14 protein-coding genes are annotated in these 15,439 nt (G+C 66.2%); 9 read left to right on the forward strand and 5 right to left on the reverse strand.

Going from position 1 to position 15,439, the window contains the following annotated elements:
• Positions 1 to 153: 153 nt before the first annotated feature.
• Both NCR38_RS17595 and NCR38_RS17600 read right to left on the reverse strand, forming a co-directional pair.
• On the reverse strand, positions 154 to 612 hold the full coding sequence (locus tag NCR38_RS17595; RefSeq protein ID WP_061116068.1) for a DUF4399 domain-containing protein: 459 nt from the start codon (positions 610 to 612) through the stop codon (positions 154 to 156).
• Positions 613 to 639: 27 nt separating this feature from the next.
• On the reverse strand, positions 640 to 1,080 hold the full coding sequence (locus NCR38_RS17600) for a DUF4399 domain-containing protein (protein WP_061115766.1): 441 nt from the start codon (positions 1,078 to 1,080) through the stop codon (positions 640 to 642).
• A 316-nt stretch (positions 1,081 to 1,396) separates the two neighbouring features.
• Here NCR38_RS17600 and NCR38_RS17605 point away from each other — a divergent pair, with 316 nt between their 5' ends.
• Complete coding sequence (locus NCR38_RS17605; RefSeq protein ID WP_061115765.1) at positions 1,397 to 3,343, forward strand: SUMF1/EgtB/PvdO family nonheme iron enzyme; 1,947 nt, start codon at positions 1,397 to 1,399, stop codon at positions 3,341 to 3,343.
• A gap of 3 nt (positions 3,344 to 3,346) precedes the next feature.
• Here the strand turns inward: NCR38_RS17605 and NCR38_RS17610 are convergent, their stop codons facing one another.
• Positions 3,347 to 5,218 carry a DUF3857 and transglutaminase domain-containing protein gene (locus NCR38_RS17610; protein ID WP_250477425.1) on the reverse strand — a complete coding sequence of 624 codons (1,872 nt, stop codon included), beginning with the start codon at positions 5,216 to 5,218 and terminating at the stop codon, positions 3,347 to 3,349.
• A 200-nt stretch (positions 5,219 to 5,418) separates the two neighbouring features.
• Here NCR38_RS17610 and NCR38_RS17615 point away from each other — a divergent pair, with 200 nt between their 5' ends.
• From NCR38_RS17615 to NCR38_RS17625, 3 genes are read left to right on the forward strand one after another with little or no spacing between them, the layout of a single operon-like run.
• Complete coding sequence (locus NCR38_RS17615; RefSeq protein ID WP_061115764.1) at positions 5,419 to 6,573, forward strand: HPP family protein; 1,155 nt, start codon at positions 5,419 to 5,421, stop codon at positions 6,571 to 6,573.
• 25 nt (positions 6,574 to 6,598) lie between these two features.
• On the forward strand, positions 6,599 to 7,009 hold the full coding sequence (locus NCR38_RS17620; protein WP_061115763.1) for a MarR family winged helix-turn-helix transcriptional regulator: 411 nt from the start codon (positions 6,599 to 6,601) through the stop codon (positions 7,007 to 7,009).
• 19 nt (positions 7,010 to 7,028) lie between these two features.
• Positions 7,029 to 8,798 (forward strand): chloride channel protein, encoded by a 1,770-nt coding sequence (locus tag NCR38_RS17625; RefSeq protein WP_061115762.1) that lies wholly within the window; start codon positions 7,029 to 7,031, stop codon positions 8,796 to 8,798.
• Here NCR38_RS17625 and NCR38_RS17630 read toward each other — a convergent pair.
• Positions 8,758 to 9,996 carry a glycosyltransferase family 9 protein gene (locus NCR38_RS17630; protein ID WP_250477426.1) on the reverse strand — a complete coding sequence of 413 codons (1,239 nt, stop codon included), beginning with the start codon at positions 9,994 to 9,996 and terminating at the stop codon, positions 8,758 to 8,760. The genes NCR38_RS17625 and NCR38_RS17630 overlap by 41 nt on opposite strands.
• 261 nt (positions 9,997 to 10,257) lie before the next feature.
• Between NCR38_RS17630 and NCR38_RS17635 the strand changes: the two genes are divergently transcribed.
• From NCR38_RS17635 to NCR38_RS17655, 5 genes are all read left to right on the forward strand, one after another.
• Positions 10,258 to 11,163 (forward strand): aldo/keto reductase, encoded by a 906-nt coding sequence (locus NCR38_RS17635; RefSeq protein WP_061115760.1) that lies wholly within the window; start codon positions 10,258 to 10,260, stop codon positions 11,161 to 11,163.
• A gap of 10 nt (positions 11,164 to 11,173) precedes the next feature.
• Positions 11,174 to 11,596, forward strand: a complete 423-nt coding sequence (locus tag NCR38_RS17640) for a DUF1810 domain-containing protein (RefSeq protein WP_061115759.1) — start codon at positions 11,174 to 11,176, stop codon at positions 11,594 to 11,596.
• Positions 11,597 to 11,652: 56 nt separating this feature from the next.
• Positions 11,653 to 11,868 (forward strand): DUF2945 domain-containing protein, encoded by a 216-nt coding sequence (locus NCR38_RS17645; protein ID WP_061115758.1) that lies wholly within the window; start codon positions 11,653 to 11,655, stop codon positions 11,866 to 11,868.
• 178 nt (positions 11,869 to 12,046) lie between these two features.
• The gene (locus NCR38_RS17650) at positions 12,047 to 12,484 is read left to right on the forward strand and encodes a PRC-barrel domain-containing protein (protein WP_061115757.1); all 438 of its coding nucleotides are present in this window, start codon (positions 12,047 to 12,049) and stop codon (positions 12,482 to 12,484) included.
• Between the two features lie 59 nt (positions 12,485 to 12,543).
• Positions 12,544 to 13,539, forward strand: coding sequence for an MDR family oxidoreductase (locus tag NCR38_RS17655; RefSeq protein WP_061116066.1), 996 nt, complete (start codon positions 12,544 to 12,546; stop codon positions 13,537 to 13,539).
• 7 nt (positions 13,540 to 13,546) lie between these two features.
• Here NCR38_RS17655 and NCR38_RS17660 read toward each other — a convergent pair whose 3' ends face one another.
• Entirely contained in the window at positions 13,547 to 15,241 is a 1,695-nt protein-coding gene (locus NCR38_RS17660; RefSeq protein ID WP_061115756.1) for a methyl-accepting chemotaxis protein, read from the reverse strand.
• Positions 15,242 to 15,439 lie beyond the last annotated feature (198 nt).

Genomic DNA, 15,439 nt, shown 5'->3' on the forward strand with positions numbered 1-15,439 from the left:
CCCCAACACTTCGCTATTGCACTGTCGGTTGTCAAGCGACACCCCTACGGATTGCACTCACGAGCGTTTCCCTCCGCCATACAGCGCGCGGAATCGAAGTCGATAAAAGAAATCGGGAAAGGCGCCGCTCAGTGCCTCACTCGGCGCCCGAACTCATTTGACGTAGATCGTGATCTTCTTGGAATAGACAGGCGGGTTATGCGGTATGTGCTTGTCATCGCCCATCAGAAGCTGAATCGTGTGCTTGCCCGGCGGCAGTTCGAGCATCGTTTCGGTTTCGCCGGCGCCGTAGTGCAGGTGATTGCGATCCGATGGAATCTCCTGATCCATCGGCGGCAAGTCGACATCGATCAGCAAATGATGATGCCCCGTGTTCGGAAACTTCACGCCGCGCGGCGCGACACCCATGAAGCGCAGCCCGAACCAGACCTTGAAGGGCTTGCCCGCGGGCAAGGTCTGCCCGTCGTTCGGATAGCCGATGTACGCATAGGCGTTGGCGGGCGCGGGCGTCGGCCCGGCGAACGCGCAAGGCGCGGCGATCGCCGTCGCCAGCGCGGCCGCAACGAGGAGCGAACGCGCGAGCGCGAGTGCGTCAGCGGATCGTTTTTTCATGTCATGTGCCCTCGGCAAGTGCACAGCTCATTTCACGGTGATCGTGATCTTCTTCGAATACACCGGCGGATCATGCGGAATGTGGTTGTAGTCGCCCATCAGCAACTGCAGGGTGTGCTTGCCCGGCGGCAGTTCGAGGCGCGCATCGGTTTCGCCCGCGCCGTAATGCAGATGGTTGCGGTCGGACGGTATCTCCTGATCGAGCGGCGGCAGATCCGCATCGACCAGCAGATGGTGATGCCCCACGTTCGGAAGATCGACGCCCTTCGGACAGATGCCCATGTTGCGCAAGCCCATGCGCACCCAGAGCTTGCCGCCCGAAATCACGGCGCCGTCCGGCGGCCAGATGATGTACGCCTCGGCGTTCGGCGGAGCGGGCGTGCGCGCACGCGCGGCGGCGGAGAACGACGAATCGGCGGCCAGTGCGGCCAGGGAAGCCAGCGCGCCAAGCACGGTTCTTCTCAGCATGTTATGCACGCCTCTCGTTGAAAGGCCTCGCGGATGGGCCAGGGAAAACGTTCCTTGCACGTGCGAACGCTCGTGCCCGGAGCGTGATGCGGGTTGCGTGATGCACCGTCGTTGGCTTTTAGATTAGGACGTAACGTTTAAAAAAGATACGTACACAGGGGTGTCCTTCAGCCCTCATGACGGATACCTCCCTTCAGGGGATTAAGCGGCGCGTGAGTGCGTGCTATCGTTGGTAGTGCTGGACGCAGAGCCTCGGCATCGGGCCCGAATGCAGCACGATGCCCTCCACTCAAAGCCGGACGGACAGGGTGTGAATATGTGGCGAACTCTTCTTATCGCGGGCGTGCTGCTGACGATCGGCCTCGCCCCCGCACCAGCGAGCGCGGCGTCTGTCGCAGCGCTGTCTTCTCCTTCTACCGCGACGACCGCGCACGCGCCCAGGCATCTCGCGCTCGTGATCGGCAATGCAGACTATGTCGACCATCCGCTCGCGAGCGCATCGCACGATGCCGATGACATAAGCAAAGCGCTCGGCGCCCTCGGCTTTCACGTCACGCACCGCACGAACCTCGATGAAGCGGCAATGCGCGAGGCACTCGATGCCTTCGCCGCGCACCTTGGCCCGAACGATACGGCGCTCGTCTATTTCGCCGGCCACGGACTTCAAGCGGGCGGCGACGCGTTGCTCGTGCCGCTCGGCGCACGCGAGCGCCGTCCCGCGACGCTCGTGCGGGATGCGCTCTCCGCGAAAGAAATCGTCGAGCGCATGACGCGCGTGCGCCCGGGCGCGGCGAACATCGTCGTGCTCGACATGTGCCTCACCGATCCTTTCGAGAAAGCGAACGCGCGGACGTGGACGCTGCCGCCGCGCACGCTCGTCGCTTATGCCGCCGCGCCCGGCGATGCCGCGATAGAAGGCGAGCGCAACGGACGCTATACCGCGGCGCTCTTGCGCGCGCTGGGCACGCGTTCACCGGTAACGTCGTCGACGTTCGCGGCGGCTGCGTCCGATGTCACGCAGGCATCGCGCGGCGGGCAGCGGCCGTGGATCGCGTCGACGCTCGATGCGGGCTTTCCGATCGCGGAGGCATCGGTGAACGCGCGCATCGCGGACGCGAACGCCATCTTTCCCGCCGATTCCGCCAATGCCGTGCGCACGCGCGGCATCCTTCCTAAGGACAGCAACGAGCAGTACGAACTGACGTTCTGGGAATCGATCAAGGACAGCACCTATCCGGGCGATTACGAGGCGTATCTGAAGGCATATCCGAACGGGCGTTTCGCCACGCTCGCCAAGGCGCGCATCGAGCGTCTGCGCGCGGCGGGCAACGCTAAACCAGCGGCATCGTCGCCAGCGGCGCCCCCGGCGGCGACGGCGACGCCCGCCGCCCCGACGCCGAAGCCTCCGCCATCCGCGCCGGCGACCGCGGCCGCGCCGGAAAAGCCTCGCCCGAGCCCGCCGGCCGCGCCCGCCGCCGCTGTGACCGCGCCGCCCGCCGCCATCACCACGAAGCCTGCGGCGAAGACGGCGAGCGGCGGCGAGATCAAGGATTGCCCGGCATGCCCCATCCTGATTCCGCTTTCGTCCGGCAGCTTCACGATGGGCAGCAACAACGATGATCCGGCCGAGAAGCCGCCGCATCGGGTGTCGATCGGGCGGGCGTTCGCCATCGGTAAATACGAAGTCACGGTCGAGCAATGGAACGCCTGCGCCGATGCGGGCGCGTGCACGCGCGTGGCGGCGGAGGGCGAGTCGGCGACACCGCCGCCCGGCAACGCGCCGATGCGCAACGTGAGCTGGGACGACGCGCAGGTCTACGTCAAATGGCTGAGCAAGGTGGGCGGCAAGCCGTATCGCCTGCCGACGGAAGCGGAATGGGAATACGCCGCGCGCGGCGGCACGCAATCCACGTACTGGTGGGGCGATCAGATGAAGAAGGGCACGGCCGACTGCAAGGATTGCGGCGACCCGTACAAACCCGATGCGCCGACGCCCGTCGGATCGTTCGCGGCGAATCCCTATGGCCTGTACGACATGAACGGCAGCGTCTGGGAATGGGTCGCCGATTGCTGGCATAGCTCGTACAGGAACGCGCCCGTCGATGGCCGCGCCTGGGACGATCCGTCTTGCTCCGTGCGCGTGATTCGCGGCGGCTCGTGGCGCGAAGGCGCGCCCTACATGCAGTCGGCGACGCGCTTCAAATACAGTTCGAGCGTGCGGCAGTCGCAGAACGGCTTTCGCGTCGCGCGGGACATGGAGTGAGCTTCACCGGCCGGCTGCCTTGACGATGATCTGCGCCTGCGCATCCCGCTCGATTGTCTTCAGCGCGGGAAGCGCCGCCCGGAATTCGTCGGGCGTGCAGACCTGCTTGCCGAAGCGTGCTTCCAGCGTGCGCGAAATCTGGACGACGTTGGTCGACGGATCGAAAAGATAGCGCGAGCGGTAGCGGAAGAAATCGCTCGTCAGATCCTGATCGACGGGCACCTCGGCGACGCGCATCGTTTTCGGCAGCGTGATCTGCGAGACCTCGTCGAACGTGCCGCCGATGCACAGATACGGCTGCGTGCGCGTGCGCTCGGCGAGCCAGTTGCGCGTCGCCGTCGCGATGCCGCCCGACAGGCTCGTGAGCGCGGGCAACGCCGTCGTGCCGGTCGGCCAGACGACATCGTCGAGCGTGCCGCGCAAGGTCGTCGCGAATGGGCCGCCGGTTGCATCGACATCGCTCGTCGTCAGGGCGCCCGCGCCGCGCAGGTTCGTGTAGCGCAGCCGGTCCGCCGCGATCTGGTCGCGCCGCTGCGCGTTCGCGAGCCGCAGGTTCATCCGCTCGATCTCCGCGCTCCATCCCGAATCTTCCACCCAGTACGCGAAGCTCGCCTCGCCTTGCGGCGCGACCTCGATCTGCAGCCGCGCCGTGCGCGCGAGCGGCTGGGTCGCGGGCGTGCGGGCGAGCACGCCGGTGTTCACGAGCAGCGCGGGGCGATCCATGTCCGCGAGCGGCAGAAAGCCGAACTCGACGCTCGACGCGGTGCTGTCCGCATACGTGTTCAGATCCGGCAGCCACGTGACGATGTGATTGATCGCGCCCGAACCGTAGCCCGGCACCGACGGCAGCGTATAGACCGAGCCGAGGCCGATCAGCGCGGGCTCGTTGCGAATGCCGACGGCATCGAGCAGCGCACCGTAGAGCGCGACGTCATCCTTGCAATCGCCGTAGCGGTTCGCGAGCACTTCGGTCACGCGATGCGGCACGGCGGGACTCTGGCCGATGAACATCGCGACGTAGCGGATCGTGTGGCGCACCCAGTCGTAGAGCGTTCTGGCTTTCGCGCGGTCGTCGGTGTCGTTCTGCGTGAGCGATTGCGCGAGTGCGCGGATGGCGGGATCGTCCGTTCCCGGGTCCGCGGCCGCTTCCCGATAGCGCTTCGCGAAGCTCGCGTAATCGGGGAAGGTCGTGACCATCAGGCGGTCGCCGTACTGGGCATAACCCACCGAGCCGCTTTCGATGCGCGCGATACGCTCGCGCCGATACGTGAACGCATGACGCGTGCGGCCGTTTTCCGTGACGGGCGGCTCGGCGACATAGCCGCGCGCATCGGCGAAAAGCGGCTTGTCCGCCGGCAGATCGAAGACGAGCCGCTGCTGCAACACGGGCCGTTGCCCCGGATCGACGTAATAGTTGAACTGCCCGGGAATCACCGCCGCCGCCTGGCTCTTGCGGGCGCGCAAATGCACCGTCGAGCCGATGCCCACCGCCGGGAAGATCACCGCGCGCAGTTTCGCGTCCTGAAACGTGGGCGCGCCCGCCGAGCGCGGCTCCTGAATATCGCGGATCTGCCCGGGCGAGACGTCGTGGCGCGCGCCGTTCGCATCGACGGAATACGCCTCGACGATATCCACCTTCGACACGCTCCTGTCGTACCAGACGTAACGCTGCGCGATCTCGTCGACGCCCGCCGACGTATTCGCGCGCAGCACGGCGGTGTCGTCTTCGGTCAGCGAGCCATCGGCGGCGACGACGAACTCGTGAACGTCGCTGACGAGGGTCGACGGATCGTCGTCCGTTGCGGCGGCCGCGCACGACCACGTGCACGCGCCGACGATGACGCACGCCAGACCGGAAATGAAGCGACGAGCCATGTAGAAGTGTCCGCGACCTGCGGGAGATAAGTGATCGTACAGGAGGACGCGCGCGTCCGTTCAGCCGCGACGCACCACGACGCGCGACAATTTGTATCATATTGCGATATAATTTTGCGTTCGTCGCACGCTTGCTTTCGCGCCATCGACCCGGCCGGCCAGTGTGACCCTCCACTGACTTTCCCGGAACGCTGAAAAAAGTGTCGCGTATCGCATTGCTTCGCTGGCTGCATGGCTTTCTTCCCGCGCCCGTCACGCTGCGCTGGACCGAGCGGCTGCGCGCCGGTCTGGGCGCGCTGATCGGCATTGCGCTGACGGGCGGGCTCGCGCATCTCCTGATCGGCGATGCCTCGGCCACTCCCTATCTCATCGCGCCCATGGGTGCCTCCGCCGTGCTGCTCTTCGCCGTGCCGGCGAGTCCGCTTGCGCAGCCGTGGTCGATCATCGGCGGCAACATCGTGTCGGCGACGGTCGGCGTCGCCTGCGCGATGCTCGTGCACGATCCGATCGACGCCGCCGCGCTCGCCGTCTGTCTCGCGATCTGCGCGATGTTCGCGCTGCGCTGCGTGCATCCGCCTTCGGGCGCGGTCGCACTGACCGCGGTGCTCGGCGGACCGTCGATTCATGCGCTCGGCTTCGGATTCGTGGTCGCGCCGGTGGCGATCCAGTCGGCGGCGCTGCTGTCGTCGGCGATCGTGTTTCATGCGCTGACGGGCCATCGCTATCCGCACGGGCACGCCGCGCCGCAACCCGCGAACGCGCCGCCCGACGCCGCCTCGTTCACGCGCGCCGATCTCGAAGCCGTGCTTTCGCGCCGCAGCGAAATGCTCGATGTCGATCCGGACGATCTCGAAGCGCTTCTTCGCGAGACGCAGTTGCAGGCCTATGCGCGCCGTTTTACCGAGTTCACGTGCGCGGACATCATGTCGCGCGCGGTCGTGTCGGTGACGCCCGATACGAGCGCACAGGCGGCGCTCGCGCTCATCGACAAACATCACGTCAAGGCACTGCCGGTGATCGACGCGACGCGCCGCGTATGCGGCATCGTCACGCGCGCGGATCTCGCGCCGGTGCGCGGCGGCGGCATCGTCGAGGGCATGAGGCGCGCGATCGAGCGGGTCATGCGCGGCCCGTCGACGACACCGCCGCTCGTCGCCTCGCTGATGACGACGGACGTCTGCACGGTGAAGACGCACACTGCGATCGCCGAGCTGGTGCCGATGTTCGCGCACTTCGGGCACCACCACGTACCGGTGGTCGGCGCGCACGATCAGCTTGCGGGCATGATCACCGAGACCGACCTGATCTCCGGCCTCTATCGACAATCGTTCGCGGGCGAGCGCAAAAGCGCCTGAACCGCCCCGCGCTGACTGGAATCCGATGACAACCCCGCGCAACCTCAACAAGCCGGACTTCGAGCAGTTGTCCGAATTCCGCTATCAGATGCGCCGCTTCGAACGCTTCTCCGAGCGCGCCGCGCAGGACGAAGGCATCACGCCGCTGCAGTATCTGCTGCTCCTGCACATCAAGGGCTATCCGGGCCGCGACTGGGCGACGGTGGGCGAACTCGCCGAGCGGCTGCAATCGCATCATCACGGCGTGGTGGCGCTCGTCACGCGCTGCGAGGCGGCCGGGCTCGTGCGCCGCGCGCCGAGCGACGAGGATCGCCGTCAGGTGCGGGTGCATCTCGAAGCGCGCGGCGAAGACGTGCTCGAACGGCTCGCCGCGCTGCATCGCGCGGAGCTGAAGTCGCTCGAAGGCGCGTTCCGCGTGCCGCGCATCGATCTTTGAATATCCTGGAGCGCTGATCATGGACCATCACAAACGCGACTTTTCGGTCAACGACCGGCTGCTGAAAATCTGCGGGCTCGCCGCGGTCATCGGCGGGATCGCCACGCTCGCGGCCGTCCTGCTCCTCGGGCTCATCCATCTCTTCACGAACCTGTTTTTCTTCGGCACGTTCTCGATCGCGGACCGCTCGCCCGCGCTCAACACGCTCGGGCCCTGGGTAATCGCGATTCCGGTGATCGGCGGCCTGATCGTCGGGATGATGGCTCGCTTCGGCTCGGAGAAGATTCGCGGCCATGGCATTCCCGAAGCCATCGAAGCGATTCTGTTCGGCAAAAGCCGCATGTCGCCCAAGGTGGCGATTCTGAAGCCGTTGTCGTCGGGCATCGTGATCGGCAGCGGCGGGCCGTTCGGCGCGGAAGGCCCGATCATCATGACGGGCGGCGCGCTCGGGTCGCTGATCGCGCAATGTTTCGACGTGACGGCCGCCGAGCGCAAGACGCTGCTCGTCGCGGGCGCGGCGGCGGGCATGACCGCCGTGTTCGGCACGCCGGTCGCGGCGGTGCTGCTCGCGGTCGAACTGCTGCTCTTCGAGTGGCGTCCGCGCAGCTTTTTGCCGGTCGCGCTCGCTTGCGCCGTCGCGGGTTTCGCGCGCGCCGCGGTGTTCGGCACGGGCGCGCTCTTTCCGCTCGACACGCAGCCGCCGCAGATGATCTCGCTGCTTTCGTGCCTCGTGGCCGGGCTGCTGTCGGGCGCGCTGGCATCGGGGCTGTCGGCGGCGCTCTACAAGCTCGAAGACGTATTCGGCAAGCTGCCGATCCACTGGATGTGGTGGCCTGCGATCGGCGCGGTGTTCGTCGGCATCGGCGGGTACATCGAGCCGCGCGCGCTCGGCGTCGGCTATGACGTGATCGGCGACTTGCTGCATCAGCACATCGCGATTCAGGTGGCGCTGTCGATCCTCGCCGTGAAGGCGATCAGCTGGGTCATCGCGCTCGCCTCGGGGACCTCGGGCGGCGTGCTCGCGCCGCTCCTGATGCTCGGCGCAGGCTTAGGCACCGTGCTCGGCGCGATCCTTCCGGGCCATGACGCCGCGCTCTGGCCGCTCGTGTGCATGGCCGCGACGCTCGGCGCGACACTCGGCGCGCCGCTCACCGCGATCGTCTTCGCGTTCGGCCTCACCCACGATGCGAACGCGCTGTTGCCGCTGCTCGCCGCGACGCTCGTCGCGCACGGCTTCGCGACGGTCGCGATGAAGCGCTCGATCATGACCGAGAAGATCGCGCGGCGCGGGTATCACATCTATCGGGAATACGGCGTGGATCCGCTGGAGCGTCATCACGTCGAGGAAGTCATGACGCGCGACGTGCTGACGGTCGATGCCGCCACGCCTTTGAGCGACGTGCTCGCGAAGCACTTCGGACCGCATCAGGTGCATCGCGCATATCCGGTCGTGCAAGACGGCGCGCTCGTCGGGATGCTCGATCGGGCGGCGCTCGGGACGCTGACGGATGGGCAGGCGAGTGTGGGCATCGGCGAGGCGTTGGAGCAGCTTCAGCGTGGCGCGCCCGTGTTCGCGCTGCCGGGTGAGCCGTGCCGGCTCGCCGCGACGCGCCTCGCCGTGCATGAACTGGAGCGCCTTCCGGTGGTCGCGGACGAGCAGTCGCTGCGGCTCGTCGGCATCGTTTCGCGCAGCGATCTCGTCAAGCCCGCGCGCGCGCACTTCGACGAGGAACATCGGCGCGAGCGTTTCAGGGGCTTTCGGCGGACGACGGCGCTACGGAAGCACTGAGCGCGGCGAGGTCGGCCTGCATGTCCGCGAGCGGCTGGGCCCAGTTGCCGAGCTCGGTCTGACGATAGAGGCGCATCGACGGATACCACGGCGTAAAGCGCTGGCAGTCGAGCCAGCGTGGATCGCATGCCTGCGGCAGCAGCACCCAGACGGGGCGATTCAGCGCGCCAGCGAGATGCGCCGTGCCCGTGTCGATGGTGATGAGCAGATCCAGCTTTTCGAGCACGCGAGCGGTGTCGCCGAAGGTCGAGAGATGCGGCGCCATGTCGGTCACGCCGTGGCGGTTCATGACGGCGCGCTCTTCTTCGCTGATCTCGCCTACCTGCAGCGAATAGAGACGACAGGTGCCGCTTGTTAGCACAGATTCGAGGCGCTCCAGCGGAATCGAGCGATACGGCTCGTGACGCACGCCGCTCGCGCTTTTCCAGATCAGGCCGATTTTCGGGAGCGTCGTTTCGACGCTCAACTGCGCGCTCGCCTCGTCGGACAACACCCTGGCTGGATCGATGGCAATGCGCGCCCCGGGATTCTCCGCAGGAAAGTACGGCGAGCGCTGATATCGCGCGTAAAGACTGAAGCCGAAGGTGATGCGATCGCAGCGCTCGATTTCGATCGCGCGCTGCTCGGCTGTCGCCTTCGACAATGTCACGTCGTCGCTCTGGCGAAAAATGCCTTCCCATGCCGGGATGTGCTCCACGACGACCGCACGCGCCCCGTCCCGAAGAAGGAGATCGATGTAGCGCGAGAAATGCACGAAGTCGCCGAAACCGCCCTCCCCGCAAATGAATATCCGTTTGCCCGCGACAGGTTCTTCCATGCTGAGGAAATCGTCAGCCCCTACGCCCTGCCAGACGGGATCATCTCCGATAATCAGACGGTGAAAGGCTTGGGCATACTCACGCCCGCGCAGCGCGCGGTATCCCTCGTGCGCTTCGTGAAACTTGCCGAGGATGAATTGCACGCCGCACAACTCGTCGATCACAATATAGCGATCGACGTAAGAGAGCGACTCGTTCGCTAATGCGCGTTTCAGTTGCGTTTCGGCGTCGGCATACATGCCGAGATAGCTCAAATCGATTCCAAGCTGGGCGATCACGCAGCCGGGATCGTCGCAGGCGGACAACTGCGCGCAAAGGGCGCGGGCTTCGGCGGCGCGGCCAGCCAGACGCAGCGTGCGAATCAGTTCCAGGGGCTGCATGTTTTGCAGATCGTTTCGGCGGGTCATGGCGGATTATTGTGGACTGAGATCGCTGGCGAGAGCGAGGTATGCTAATTCCTCGAAACGTCCGAAACGCAAAAAAGCATAGCTTCAAACGTAGACGCAACGGCCTGAAAGCAGGAACGAACTTGCGTCATCGTGCGTTCCTCACGGCGAAAGAATCGAACGGACCGTCATCGAGCAGGAATTCGCGACATGCCTTTTCCCCCAGCCGAATCGCACAACCCGCGCTCACCGCCCATGACCACCCGCCGAGATTTCCTCTGCCTCACCGCCGCCGCGCTCGCCGCACAAACCGCCCTTGCAGCCAAACCGCCCGTCCAACCCATGAACAAGCGCCCGATCCCCGCAACCGGCGAGCCCTTGCCCATCGTCGGCTGCGGCACCTGGCGCACCTTCGACGCAGGCAACGACGCAACCCGTCGCCGCGAGCTCGCCGACGTGCTGGGCGCGCTTTTCGCCGCGGGCGGCTCGGTCATCGATTCATCGCCGATGTACGGCTCCTCCGAAGCCGTCGCGGGCGCGCTGCTCGCCGAGTCGCACGCGCGCGACAAGGCGTTCATCGCCACCAAGGTCTGGACCGACGGACGCGAGGCCGGCATCGCGCAGATGGAGCAGTCGATGCGCCTCTGGCGGACCGATCGCATCGATCTCATGCAGATTCACAACCTGCTCGACTGGCGCACGCATCTCGCCACTCTGCGCGACTGGAAAGCCGCGGGCAAGATCCGCTACATCGGCATCACGCATTACACGTCGAGCGCATTTGCCCAAGTCGAGGCCGTGCTGCGCTCGGAGCGCGTCGATTTCATGCAGATCAACTACGCCGCCAACGACCGCGACGCCGAAGCGCGCCTCCTGCCGCTCGCCGCCGAGCGCGGCGTCGCGGTGATCGTCAATCAGCCGTTCGGCGGCGGGTCGCTGCTCGCGAGCCTGCGCAACCGGCCCTTGCCCGCGTTCGCACAGGAACTCGGCTGCGCGTCGTGGGCACAGCTTCTGCTCAAATTCGTGCTGGGCAACGCCGCCGTGACCTGCGTCATTCCCGGCACGGGACGGCGCGAATACATGATCGACAACGCGCGCGCGGGCATGGGCATTTATCCCGACGCGGCGATGAGACAGCGCATCGCCGACGCGCTCCCTTAAGGAGAGAACCATGAGCGATCCCTACGACCTTCAGCGTTTCGTCGACGCGCAGGAGAGCGTCATCGACGACGTGCGCGCCGAACTCTCGGCCGGCCGCAAGCGCACGCACTGGATGTGGTTCGTGTTTCCGCAGATCGCCGGCCTCGGGCACAGCGCGATGGCGCAGCGCTATGCGATCTCGTCGCGCGACGAAGCCCGGGCGTATCTCGCGCATCCCGTGCTGGGCGCGCGGCTCGTCGAGCTGACGCGCATCGTCGGCGGCGTGCAGGGGCGCAGCGTCGGCGACATCTTCGGCTATCCGGACGACATGAAATTTCATTCGTCGATGACCCTTTTCGCGCACACGGCCGACGACCCCGGGGTCTTTCAGGAAGCGCTGCGCCGCTATTTCGGCGGCCAGGACGACGAAGCCACGCTCGCACGCCTGCGATGACGGGCATGGCGGTTGCGCCTTCTGAAACGTCCACGTTCCTTCAGGAGCCAAGCGCCATGCGCAAGTCTTTCAAGCTGCACGATCACGTCCGCTGGAACACGCCGCAAGGCGAAACGACGGGGCATATCGTGCGCATCGTCACCGAGCGCACGACGCTCGACGGCCATACCGTCAACGCGTCGCGCGAGGATCCGCACTTCGAAGTCGAAAGCGACAAGAGCGGCAAGCGCGCCGTGCACAGGGCCGACGCGCTCACGCGGCTATTGCATTGATTCCGTTTCAAATCCCGCGGCAGCACGCGCCGCACGTTCGCACTATTGCAGTGCGCGCGGCGCAAGCTGACACCGTTCCTGCATAATCCACGATTAACGTTCAAACTTCTACCGCGCCGGAAGCTTGAATCGCGCATTTCCATTGACGGCTTTCCTAATCCTTTGAGGAATCGAAACAATGAAATCGAAACTCGTGGCACTGCTCGTTGCATCGTCGGCACTCGGCCTGACTTCCACGGCATCCTTCGCCCAAGTCGCGGGCACGCAACCGCTCGGCGTATCGGTCGAGGTCTCGACGGCCATCATCGATGGCTGGAGCATCAAGAAATCCGTCCTCAACAAACCCGTCGTCAACGATCAGGGACAACGCGTCGGCGTGATCAATGACATCATCGTCGCGCCGGACAAATCCGTTTCGTTCGCGATCATCGCCGCGAACAAGTTCCTCGGCGTGGCGCGCCACGACGTCGCGATTCCCATCGATCAACTCGACGTCAAAAACGGCCAGTTCGTGCTCGCGGGCGCGACCAAGGACGCGATCAAGGCGCTGCCCGAGTTCCAGTACAACAAGGTGAAGGCGACGCCGAAGCCGCGCGCGGAATTCGAGCATCATTAAGCTTGCCGGGAGGCGGCCGCGCGCCGCCTCTTTCGCTCAACCTCCTCCGGAATCCGACGATGTTCAAAGCCCTCATGCTCGACAAACAGGACGACCGCACGGTCGCGTCCATTCAGTCGATCGACGAATCGCGCCTGGCTTTGTCCGGCGACGGCGGCGACGTGCTCGTGCGCATCGACTTCTCCACGTTGAACTACAAGGACGGCCTCGCGATCACCGGCCGGGCGCCGGTCGTGCGCATGTGGCCGATGGTGCCGGGCATCGACTTCGCGGGCGTCGTCGAGGCGAGTTCGCATCCGGATTACGAGCCCGGTGACAAGGTCGTGATGAACGGCTGGGGCGCGGGCGAAACGCATTGGGGCGGGCTCGCGCAGAAGGCGCGCGTGCCGGGCGACCATCTGATCGCGCTGCCCGCGAACATCACGACGCGCCAGGCGATGGCCGTCGGCACCGCGGGCTATACCGCGATGCTGTGCGTGCAGGCACTCGAAAAACATGGCATCGGCCCGAAAGACGGCGACGTGCTCGTGACGGGCGCGAACGGCGGCGTCGGCAGCTTCGCCGTCGCGATTCTGGCCAAGCGCGGCTTTCGCGTGATCGCGTCGACCGGCCGCCCCGAGGAAGCCGCGCGGCTGCGCGAGCTGGGCGCGGCGGATATCGTCGAGCGCGCGACGCTTTCGGACCCGGGCAAGCCGCTGCAGAAGGAACGCTGGGCGGCGGCCGTCGATTGCGTCGGCAGTCATACGCTCGCGAACGTCTGCGCGAGCTTGCGCTACGGCGGCGCGGTTGCCGCGTGCGGGCTCGCGCAAGGCATGGATCTGCCGGCGTCCGTCGCGCCGTTCATCCTGCGCGGCGTCGCCTTGCTGGGCGTGGACAGTGTCTACGTGCCGCGCGAGCGGCGCGTCGCGGCGTGGAAGGCGATCGCCGACGAAGTGCCGGTCGCGACCATCGAAAGCGTCGCGACCACCGTCGCGCTCGCGGATGCGCCCGATGTCGCCGCGCGCTTGCTGCGCGGCGAAGTGAAGGGCCGCGTCATCGTCGATGTGAACGCCTGAACCGGCGTCAGAAGGTGCTCCAGCCGTCGGTGGTCGCCGGCTTCGCGACCGCAATCTGAGCGACCCGGGCAACGCGAGGTGCGGACTTCGCAACCGGCGCGCGGGCCACGTGCGTCTCAGAGCGCGTGAACGTCGATGCCGGCGCGTCCACCGTGAAGAACGCGACCGCTTCGTTGAGCCTGCGTCCCTGTTCTTCGAGCGACGATGCCGCCGCGGCCGCTTCTTCCACCAGCGCCGCGTTCTGCTGCGTGACTTCGTCCATCTGCGTGATGGCAAGATTCACCTGCTCGATGCCGCGTCCCTGCTCCGCCGAAGCCGCCGCGATCTCCTGCATGATGTCCGTCACGCGCGCGACGGCCTGCGTCACCTCGGTCATCGTCGTGCCTGCTTCGCCCGCCAGCACGGAACCGTCGCGCACCTTGTCCGTGGAGGCCGCGATCAGTTCCTTGATCTCCTTCGCCGCCGTCGACGAGCGCTGCGCGAGACTGCGCACTTCGCTTGCGACGACCGCGAAGCCCCGGCCCTGCTCGCCTGCCCGCGCCGCTTCGACCGCCGCGTTGAGCGCGAGAATGTTCGTCTGAAATGCGATGCCTTCGATGATGCCCGTGATCTCCGCGATCTTGTCGGAGCTGTCGCTGATGCCGTTCATCGTCGCAACCACGCGGCCGACGACATCGCTGCCTTTCCTCGCGATATCCGATGCATTCGACGCGAGCGAACTCGCCTGCTGCGCGTTCGCGGCGTTCTGGCGCACCGTCGACGTGAGCTCTTCCATGCTCGCCGCCGTCTCCTGCAAGGAAGCGGCCTGCTCTTCGGTGCGCTGGCTCAGATCGGTGTTGCCGGTCGCGAGCTCCTTCGCCGCGCCGCCGACCGCGCCGCTGCCTTCGCGCACGCGGCCCACGGTTTCGGTGAGGCGCGCGTTCATCGTCGCGAGCGCGCGCAACAGGTCGCCGGTTTCGTCCTTCGCATCGGCGACGATATGGCTCGTCAGATCGCCGCGCGCCACCGTCTGCGCGATGCCGACCGCTTTGCCGATCGGCGTCGTGATCGAGCGCGTGATCGCGATGCCCGCACCGACCGCGAAGAGCGCCGCGGCCGCGCAGAGCGCGATCAGCACGTTGCGTTGCATCCGATAGCTGGCCGCGTCAGCGCGCACGATGTCCTCGCGGCGCGCGGCGGTGTAGGTCGCGTAATCGTCGGTGGCCTTGACCAGTTGCGCGAGCAGCGGGCGGCATTCGTCGTCCATTTTTTGGATCGCCTCGTCGCGCTTGCCCGCGAGCGCAAGTCCGGCGATATTCGTCGCGACCGGCCCGTACAGGGTCTCCACGCGTCCCATCTCGGCGACGAGGCTCTTCGCCTTTTCGCTGGTATCGGTCGCGGCGGCGATCATGTCGTTCAGTTGCTTCAGGCGCGCCTGCACGTCCTCGTGCGCACGCGTGACGTTGGCTTTCTCGAGATCGATATCGGAAGGTTTCGTGACGAGCACGAGATTGCGCGCGGCGATGGCGCGCCGGTCGACGGCGGTGCGAAGCTGGCTGGCCACGTCGGCGCGCGCGTTGATGCCGTTCACGTAGTGCGCGAAGCCGTCTGACGCGACGGATAGCGCGCGCAGGGACATGCCTGCCACAAGCACCACCAATACGGCCAGAATACCGAATCCAGCAACCAGCTTGTTCTTGATCGTGATGTTCTTCAGGTTCATGTTTCAGGTTCTCTCAGGGTCCGTTCAAGGGACATACGGCGTCGTGCGCGCGCTTCGCGCGGACTGCCCCGCACGAGCGGACGTTTCGCCGCACCGGGCGCGTGACGCTCTTCCTGCTGATTACGGCCCGCCGGTTTGAGCTCTGAAGGCGAAAGATGCAAATAGTCCGCATTTTGTCCGGGCGCAGCGGTAAGCCCG

This window comes from Caballeronia sp. INML1, assembly GCF_023631085.1.
Taxonomy (GTDB): domain Bacteria; phylum Pseudomonadota; class Gammaproteobacteria; order Burkholderiales; family Burkholderiaceae; genus Caballeronia; species Caballeronia turbans.